At 72.5% G+C, this 8,061-nt stretch carries 5 protein-coding genes; 2 read left to right on the top strand and 3 right to left on the bottom strand.

Annotation, left to right across the window (positions count from 1 at the left end; all coding sequences use genetic code 11):
* Window position 1: 1 nt before the first annotated feature.
* Entirely contained in the window at window positions 2-3,559 is a 3,558-nt protein-coding gene (locus RB146_13790; protein ID MDQ7830036.1) for an adenylate/guanylate cyclase domain-containing protein, read from the bottom strand.
* Between the two features lie 73 nt (window positions 3,560-3,632).
* Between RB146_13790 and RB146_13785 the strand changes: the two genes are divergently transcribed.
* Window positions 3,633-4,112 (top strand): TIGR03668 family PPOX class F420-dependent oxidoreductase, encoded by a 480-nt coding sequence (locus RB146_13785; GenBank protein ID MDQ7830035.1) that lies wholly within the window; start codon window positions 3,633-3,635, stop codon window positions 4,110-4,112.
* Window positions 4,113-4,363: 251 nt separating this feature from the next.
* Here RB146_13785 and RB146_13780 read toward each other — a convergent pair whose 3' ends face one another.
* Window positions 4,364-5,692: a nucleotide sugar dehydrogenase gene (locus RB146_13780; GenBank protein MDQ7830034.1), complete on the bottom strand. Its 1,329-nt coding sequence runs from the start codon at window positions 5,690-5,692 to the stop codon at window positions 4,364-4,366.
* Between the two features lie 125 nt (window positions 5,693-5,817).
* Between RB146_13780 and RB146_13775 the strand changes: the two genes are divergently transcribed.
* Window positions 5,818-6,189, top strand: coding sequence for a Uma2 family endonuclease (locus tag RB146_13775; protein ID MDQ7830033.1), 372 nt, complete (start codon window positions 5,818-5,820; stop codon window positions 6,187-6,189).
* A 201-nt stretch (window positions 6,190-6,390) separates the two neighbouring features.
* On the opposite strand, the gene RB146_13770 is transcribed toward RB146_13775, so the two are convergent.
* Window positions 6,391-7,920 carry a hypothetical protein gene (locus RB146_13770; GenBank protein ID MDQ7830032.1) on the bottom strand — a complete coding sequence of 510 codons (1,530 nt, stop codon included), beginning with the start codon at window positions 7,918-7,920 and terminating at the stop codon, window positions 6,391-6,393.
* Between the last annotated feature and the right edge of the window lie 141 nt (window positions 7,921-8,061).

The following is an 8,061-nucleotide window of genomic DNA, read 5'->3' as shown; positions in this document are numbered from 1 at the left end:
ACTAGGGAGGTGTTGCGGGTGACGGCGCCGCTCCCTGCAGCCGCCCGTCGACTTCCCGCACGAAGTAAGTCGCGCCCATCTCCTGGAAGATCCCCCGCGCCCGCAGGAGCGGCCCTACCGCCCGCTCCGCCTCCCCCACCAGGAGCAGCGCCTCGCCGTACTTCAGCAACGTGAGCGCCAGGTCGATGCGGAAGTCCTCCTGCTCCAGCGTCTCCAGGGCCCCCCGGAAGAGCGCCTCTGCCTCCTCCCCCCTCCCCTGCGCCGCCCGCACCTTGCCCAGCGTGGCGCTGAAGGTGGCGCGGGCGATCTGGTCCTTCTGCACCAGCGCGAGCGCCTTCTCCGCCAGGTCCGCTGCCTGGACGACGTCCCCGCGGGCCAGCGCCACCTCCGCCAGCCCGCGCAGGGCCATGGGCGACTCGGTCCCGGCGTGCTGCCGGATCAGGCGCTCTGTCTCCTCCAGCTCCCGCTGCGCCTCGTCCAGGTAGCCGTAGCGCAGGTAGTGCATGCCCAGGTGCCGGTGGGCCGCCGCCTGGTAGAGCGGGTCGCCGAGCTCCTGCCGCGCCCGGGTCGCCGCCCGGTAGAGGCGGACGGCCTCCTCGTGGTCGCCGGTGAGGTGGGCCACGATCCCCAGGCTGAGCAGCGTCGAGGGCTCGCTGAGCCGCTCGCGGTGCGTCCGGCCGAGCGCCAGCGCCTCGGTGAGCACCGCCTTGGCCTGCGCCAGCGGCGCGCCGCTCGTGATCAGCGAGCGCCCCAGCCACGCCGTGGCCCGCGCCACCCCCTGCCCGTCCCCCAGCTCCCGGTAGAGCTCGATGGCCTTGCGGTAGGCCTTCTGGGCGCGGCCGGGGTTCTCGCGCAGGTCGTCCACCACGTTGCCGAACCACTCCAGCGCCTCGGCCTCCCCCTGCCGGTCCTCCAGGGCGCGGAAGAGCTCCAGGGCCCGGTTCACCGCCTCCTCCGCCCCCTCCAGGTCGCTCCGGTCGTACATGGCGAAGGCCCGGTTCAGCCAGGCCCGCGCCACCAGGTCCTCGCGGCCCACCGGCGGAGCGAGACGCAGGACCGTGTCGGTGTCCTCGAGGACCGTGGCCGGGTCGGTCATCCACTTGGCCACCTCGGCGTGGTCGGTGAGGAGCTTCACCAGCAGCTCCTGGTCGGCGTCGAGCCCTGTGCTGCGGACGATGGCCAGCGCCCGCTCGAAGAGGCGGCGCGCCTCCGGCAGGGTGCGCAGCGCCTTCGCCCGCTGGCCCGCGCGGCGCAGCGCCTCGACCGCCCGGCGGGCCGGCGCCTCACTGCGGTCCCCGGTCTCGAAGCGGTACCGCCACGCCTGCTCGTAGTGGTGGGCCAGCACCTCCAGGTGCTCGTCCAGGTTCTCGACGGCCACCCGCTCCAGCCAGGTGGCGAAGCGCTGGTGCGCCTCGCTGCGTGCCGCCTTCGGCAGCGACGCGTGGGCCACCTCGCGCACGAGCGCGTGCTTGAACCTGAACTCCCGCTCCCCGGCCAGGTGCGCGGTGGGCAGTTCCTCCACGAGCTCGCGCTCCTGCAGCCGCTCCAGCGCCACCGCCGCCTCCCGCAGGCTAAACGCCCCGGCGGCCGCCACCCCGCCCAGCCAGAAGATGCGGCCGACCACCGAGGCCACCTGGGCCACGCGCTTCTCCAGCGGCGAGAGGAGGTCGAGGCGCGAGGCCAGGATGCCGTGGATGGTGTCGGGAAGGCGGATCTCGACGGGGTGCGTGGCCGCCCAGCGCCAGCGGACGGCGGCGGGAGCTCCCGGAGCCGGGCCGGGCACCTCCTCCCGCACCAGGTCACCCGCGTCGATGAGCATGCGCAGGATCTCCTCGATGAAGTAGGGGTTCCCCTCGGCGCGGGCCAGCACGGCTTCCCGGACGTCCGGCGGCAGGTCGTCCCCCTGCAGGAGCGCGCCGAGCAGGCGACGGCTGTACGCCGTGGAGAGCGGGGAGAGCGAGACCGCCACATAGTTGCGCACCCGTCCCCCCCAGCCCGGATGGCGCTCCAGGAACTCCGGCCGGGCCAGGCAGAGGGTGAGGATCGGCGCGTCGAGGCCCCGCACCGCCAGCGTTTCGAGAAGGTCGAGCAGGCTCTCCTCGGCCCAATGGAGGTCCTCGAAGAGGAGCAGGAGCGGCCCTTGCTGCGCCTTGGCCAGCAGGAAGGTCCGCCAGGCCCGGGCCAGCTCGTCCCCGGCCCGGCGCTGCCCCTCGGTCTCGGCCTGGGGCTGTCGAACCGGTGACGGGCGTCCCTCGACCACCTGCTTGAGGGCGGCCAGCCGCTCCCGCCAGAGCGCCTCATAGTGCTGGGGGAGGCGAACGCCCAGCAGCGCGGCCAGCTCGGCAGCCGTCCGGTCGGTCTCCTCCGTGCCGGCATGGGGCTCAACGACGCGCTGGACGCCGGCAACGAGTTTCTGGGCGGCCACCTCGGCGGGGTCGTTGTCCTTGATGCCGCACTCCTGCTTGAGCATCTCCACCAGGGGCCAGTAGGTCAGGCCCTCGCCGTAGGCCGGGCAGCGGCCCCGCAGGACCTGGGGCGGAGGCACGACCCTGGGCACCTCCTCGCTGTCAGCCCCGGCGGTCGCGTGGGGCGCTGGGGCGGCTAACCCGGTCGCCTCGGCCGCGGCAGCCTGCAGGCGTTCCACGAGCTCCTGGGCCAGCCGGCTCTTCCCCACGCCCGCGGGACCGATGACGGTGACGAGGTGGTGCTTGCGGTCCTCCACGACCCGGCGGTAGAGGACCTGCAGCACCTCCATCTCGTCCTGCCGGCCCACGAGCGGTGCCCGGAGCCCCTTGACCGCCGGACGGCCAGGCGCCCGGCGCTCCAGGACCTCGACCACCCGGTAGCGGGCCACGCCCGGGAAGTCTCCGTCCTGCGGCGCCGGCAGGGCTTCGTAGCGCACCGTGGCCACCGTCATGTCGTGGGTGCGGTCGTCCACGACGATGGCCCCCGGCACCCCGCCCTGCTGCAGCCGGGCGGCCAGGTTCACCGCCTCGCCCGTGACCATGAATTGTCCACTGCCGGATGCGGCGGCTGTCGAGTCGGCGACCACCTCCCCCGTCGCGATCCCGATCCTGATCTGGAGATCGGCACCCTGCCGCGCATTTACAGTGGCCAGGCGGCGGCACATCGCCCAGGCCGCCCGGACCGCCCGCTCGGGGTCGTCCTCGTGGGCCACCGGCAAGCCGAAGACGGCCATCACGGCGTCTCCGACGAACTTCTCCACCGTGCCGCCGTACCGTTCGATCTCCCCGCGCATCGCGGCGAAGTACTCGGCGACGAGGGCCCGGGTGGCCTCGGGGTCCTGGCGCAGGGTGAGCGGCGTGGACCCGACCAGGTCGGCGAAGAGGACCGTCACCACGCGCCGCTCCGCCACCGCCCCCACCGCCAGCGGCGCGCCGCAGCGGAGGCAGAACTGGGCGTCGGGGGCGTTGTCGGTGCCGCAGACGAGGCACCGGCGCGCCAGCGCCACCCCGCAGCGCATGCAGAACTGCGCCTCGGCCGGGTTCACCGTGCCGCAGGCCGGACAGACCCGGGTGCGGGGGGAGTCGATGCTCATGCGCCGCCTGTGTCGGAGCGATTCCGCACCAGGATAGCATGGAGGCATGAGCGGGGAGCATGGGCGAGGCGCGATGGCCAGGCGATCCCCTCCCCCGAGCGTGCTGCGGGCCTTCCTCGCGGGCCACCGGGTGGCGCGCCTGGCCACCGCCGACGCCGCCGGGCGCCCCCACGTCGTCCCCGTGGTGTACGCCGTATCCGGGGACACGGTGTACACGCCCATCGACCGCAAACCCAAGCGAGCCGCGCCCGACCGCCTGCGGCGCGTGCGCAACATCCGCGAGAACCCCGCCGTGGCGGTGCTGGTGGACGCCTACGACGAGGATTGGGAGCGGCTGGGGTTCGTCCTGGCGGAGGGGCGGGCCGAACTCCTCACCGAGGGGCCGGAGTACGCTCGGGCCCTGGACCTGCTGCGGGCGCGCTACCCCCAGTACCGTGAGCTGCCGCTCGAGGGGTGCCCGGTCATCGCCGTGCGCATCGCCCGCCTGAGTGGGTGGGGGCACCTTGGAGCGTCTGACGGGGCCGTCAGAGGCGATCCCGCGAGTGAATCATGAGAGCGGCGAGGAGGAGGAATGCCATCGCAAGGATGGCCAGCGCAGAGAGCGTCAAGGTGATGGGCTACCGTCAGCTTTGAGCGCATCCGCATGAGCCCCCCCCAGCGTGCGGGTCGGCAAACATCCCTGAGAGGGCGACCTGCACCATCAGCACGACGGGAGTCACACTGATGGGCCGATGAGGGGTCGCTCAAGCTCCCCGAGGACACGATCGACGGTCGACTCCACCTCGGCCTCCGGTGCCGCACCTGTTACAGCCTGATCACCTTCTCCCGCCCCACCCGCACCCCGCGGGTGGCGTTGCGCACGTCGAACACCAGCCGCGCGTCCCGCACGATCTCCCCGTAGTCGATCCCCGAGTGGTCGGTGAGGATGACCACGCAGTCCACCCCGGCCACGAGCGCCGGCTCCAGCGGCTGGCTGCGCAGCACCGTCCCCGACCCCTCCAGCCGCACCTCCGGCACGTAGGGGTCGTGGTAGACCACCTCCACCCGGTGGCGCCGCAGCAGCTCCATCACCTTGAGGGCCGGGGAGTGGCGCACGTCGTCGACGTCCTTCTTGAAGGCCACGCCCAGCGCCAGCACGCGCCGCCCGCCGTTGCCGTTCGCCGCCCCGTGGTCGTAGAGGGCGGCGATGATGCGGTTGACGACGTAGAAGGGCATCTCTTCGTTCACCCGCGCCGCCAGCTCGATGAAGTCCATGTGGAAGTCGTACTCCCGCGCCTTCCAGGCCAGGTAGTAGGGGTCCACGGGGATGCAGTGCCCGCCCACCAGTCCCGGCCGGAAGGGCATGAAGCCGTAGGGCTTGGTGGCGGCGGCGTCCACCACCTCCCAGATGTCCAGGCCCATGCGGTCGCACAGCTGGGCCACCTGGTTCACCAGGGCGATGTTCACGTTGCGGAAGACGTTCTCCAGCAGCTTGGCCATCTCGGCGGCGGCCGGGGAGGAGACCACCACCACGCGCGGCGCCACCTGCCCCAGCAGGCGGGCGGCCAGTCGCGCGCTGATGCGGTCGCACCCGCCCACCACCACCGGCACCCGCCCGAGCGTCCGCCGCGTGTGCCCCGGGTCGACGCGCTCGGGGGCGAAGGCCAGGAAGACCTCCTCCCCCACCCGCAGCCCCGTGCGCTCCAGGATGGGCCGCACCACCTCCTCGGTGGTTCCCGGGTAGGAGGTGCTGCGCAGCACCACCAGGTGCCCGGGCCTTAGGTGCGCGGCCACCGCCTCGGCCGCGCGGGCGATGTGGGAGGTGTCGGGCTCCTTCTGGGGCGTGCAGGGGGTGGGGACGCACAGAAGCGAGACGTCCGCACCCGCCAGCACGGCGGCGTCACACGAGGCGACCAGGCCGGCGCCGAACGCCCGCTGCACGGCGCGGGCAGGGACGTCGCGGATGTAGGAGCGACCGGCGTTGAGGGTCGCCACCTTCGTCGCGTCGACGTCGTAGATCCGTACCGGAAACCCGCGGCGTACGAAGGCCAGGGCCAGCGGCAGCCCCACGTACCCCGCCCCGACCACGGCGACAGTGGCCGTCCGCCGGACCAGGCGCTCCTCCAGGTTGAGGACCACCGCGGCGGTGTACACGCTCCCCTCCTCCCGCTCAGCCGGCGCTCCCGGCCCTACACGATAGGGGCTCCGGCCACGGGTGGACCGGCAACCGGATGACCGCCGGAGGCAGCGTGTTACGATATGCACCAAGGGAGAACCGCATGGCACACGGGAAGCTCGTGCTCACCTACCAGGACTACCTGCGGATGCCGGACGACGGGATGCGGCGCGAGCTCCTCGGGGGCGACCTCCACGTGACCCCCGCCCCCGGCCCCTCCCACCAGCGCGTCGTGCTGAGGCTCGCGGTCCTGCTCGATGCGTGGGTCAGGCGCCACGCCCTCGGCGAGGTGTTCCCCGCCCCCGTCGATGTGGTCCTGAGCGAGGTCGACGTGGTGCAGCCAGAAGTTGGCCAGTGGCTGCGCGGTTATTCCGATACCGACAGTCTTCAGGAAGCGCCGGCGGGAGACACTGCCCTCGAAGACGGCAGTTTTCCCATTCGCTCCTTCCCGCCACTCACCACGCGGTCGCCCTGAATCCTGATCCTCAATCATCGTGCTGTCCAGCTCCTCTCCTACCATCCACGTCGACGCGGGCGATGCCCGTATGCTGTCTGGGCGAATTTCATCCGAGTCGTCCGGGATTCCGCCACGGCCCGTCCGGCACTCTCCGCTTCAGCGAGCCGCAAGTTTGCGCCCTTGGAAGCCCCCCATGGCCCCGACCTCCCAGCGCGCCTCTCATACGAGCACGAACCCCGCCACGCGGGCGCGCGCTCCCGCCTCCCGACACGCCCCGACGACCTCCTCGACCACCTCAGGGGGAGCGGACGGCGCCGCCACCAGCACCTCCTCCACCCCGTAGCGGCGGACCAGCTCGCCCAGCTCGCGCCGGTTGCCCAGCACGCGCAGCCCCTGCACCACGGCGCCGCGCTTGCCCGGGTCGTCGTCGACGAAGCCCACCGGCCGGTATCCCAGCGACGGGTTCTGGCGCAGCTCCTGGAGCACCAGTACTCCCCCGCTCCCTGCCCCGAAGATGAGCACGGGCCGACCGCGATCGGTCTGCGCGATCAGGTACTCGCGGATGATGCGCAGGGAGAAGCGACTGGCGCCCAGCAGGAGCACCGCGAGCAGCCAGTCCAGGATCAGCGCGGCGCGGGAGAGGCCCCCAAGCCCCCTCCAGACCCACAGCACCGTCACCGCGGCTGCCGAACCCAGCGTCGCGCCCTGGGCCAGCCTCAGGAGGTCCAGGGCGCCGGCGTAGCGCCAGGCGCCGCGGTAGACCCCCGCAAGCGCCAGTACCGCCACCTTGACCGCGACCACCAGCGGCAGCGCCTGCGCCACCGCAGCCGCCACCGTGGGCGGCAGGGTCCCCTCAAACCGGAGCAGGTGGGCGGCGACGAAGGCCGTCGGAACCAACACCAGGTCGGCCAGCATGACCGCGATCCACTTCTTCTGGAGGAACGGCGCCGGGAGGGCGGTGTGCCCGTTCAACGGGATGCGTGGGCCCCGCCCGTCCCCGTCGCCTCCGGAGGCTCCTGGCTCGTACACGCGCACCTCCGCCAGCACCAGCCCCAGCGCCGCAAACCCCAGTGCCAGCAGCACGCTCACGATCAGCCCCGTCAGGATGTTGAGGCCCGTCACCGCCAGCCCCGCAGCCCCTGCGGCCGCGCTGAGGAGGTACAGCAGCACGACGGCCTTTCGCTCCGGCAGGCCCAGGGTGACCAGCCGGTGGGCGGGGTGGTCGCGGCCGCCCTGGAAGAGGGGCCGGCGGTGCACCAGCCGCAGCACGGTGACCGTGGCGCTGTCGAAGATGGGCACGGCCAGGATCAGACCGGGCACGAGCACGGTGAGGAGGACGCCGCCGACGTTCCGGTGGGAGCCCAGGACGGCCAGGGTGGCCAGCGTGAAGCCCAGGAAGCCGCTGCCGCAGTCGCCCATGAAGATGCGGGCCGGCGGGAAGTTGTGGGGGAGAAACCCCAGCGCCGCCGCAGCCAGCAGGAGGGCCGGCCGCGCCACGTGACCGGCACCGTCGAGCGACAGGACCGCCAGCCCCACCGCCGCAATCACCGCCACGCCGGCCGCGACCCCGTCCATGTTGTCCAGCCAGTTGAAGGCGTTGGTCGCCCCCAGGATCCAGAAGGCGGCCAGCGGTGCGCCCAGCAGGGGCGGCAGCAATTCGAACCGCACGCCCAGGAGCATGGGCAGGAAGGCGGAGAGGATCAGCAGCGTGAGTTTTGGCCGGCTCTCTAGCGGCCGCAGGTCGTCCAGGAGCCCTAGCCTGTCCTGTTTCGCATTAGTGTTGACAGTAGTGGAGGGCCATGTGACGAATCCTTCCCGCTGGAAACCAACCCCTTCCGGGTGGACGGGGAGGACCGCCCATGACCCTCACCGACAGTGTACACGCCTTCC

Source organism: Armatimonadota bacterium, assembly GCA_031081585.1.
Classification (GTDB): Bacteria; Sysuimicrobiota; Sysuimicrobiia; order Sysuimicrobiales; family Humicultoraceae; genus Geohabitans; species Geohabitans tengchongensis.
Note: the sequence above shows the minus strand (reverse complement) of the source record. Positions and strands in the feature narration are given on the sequence as shown.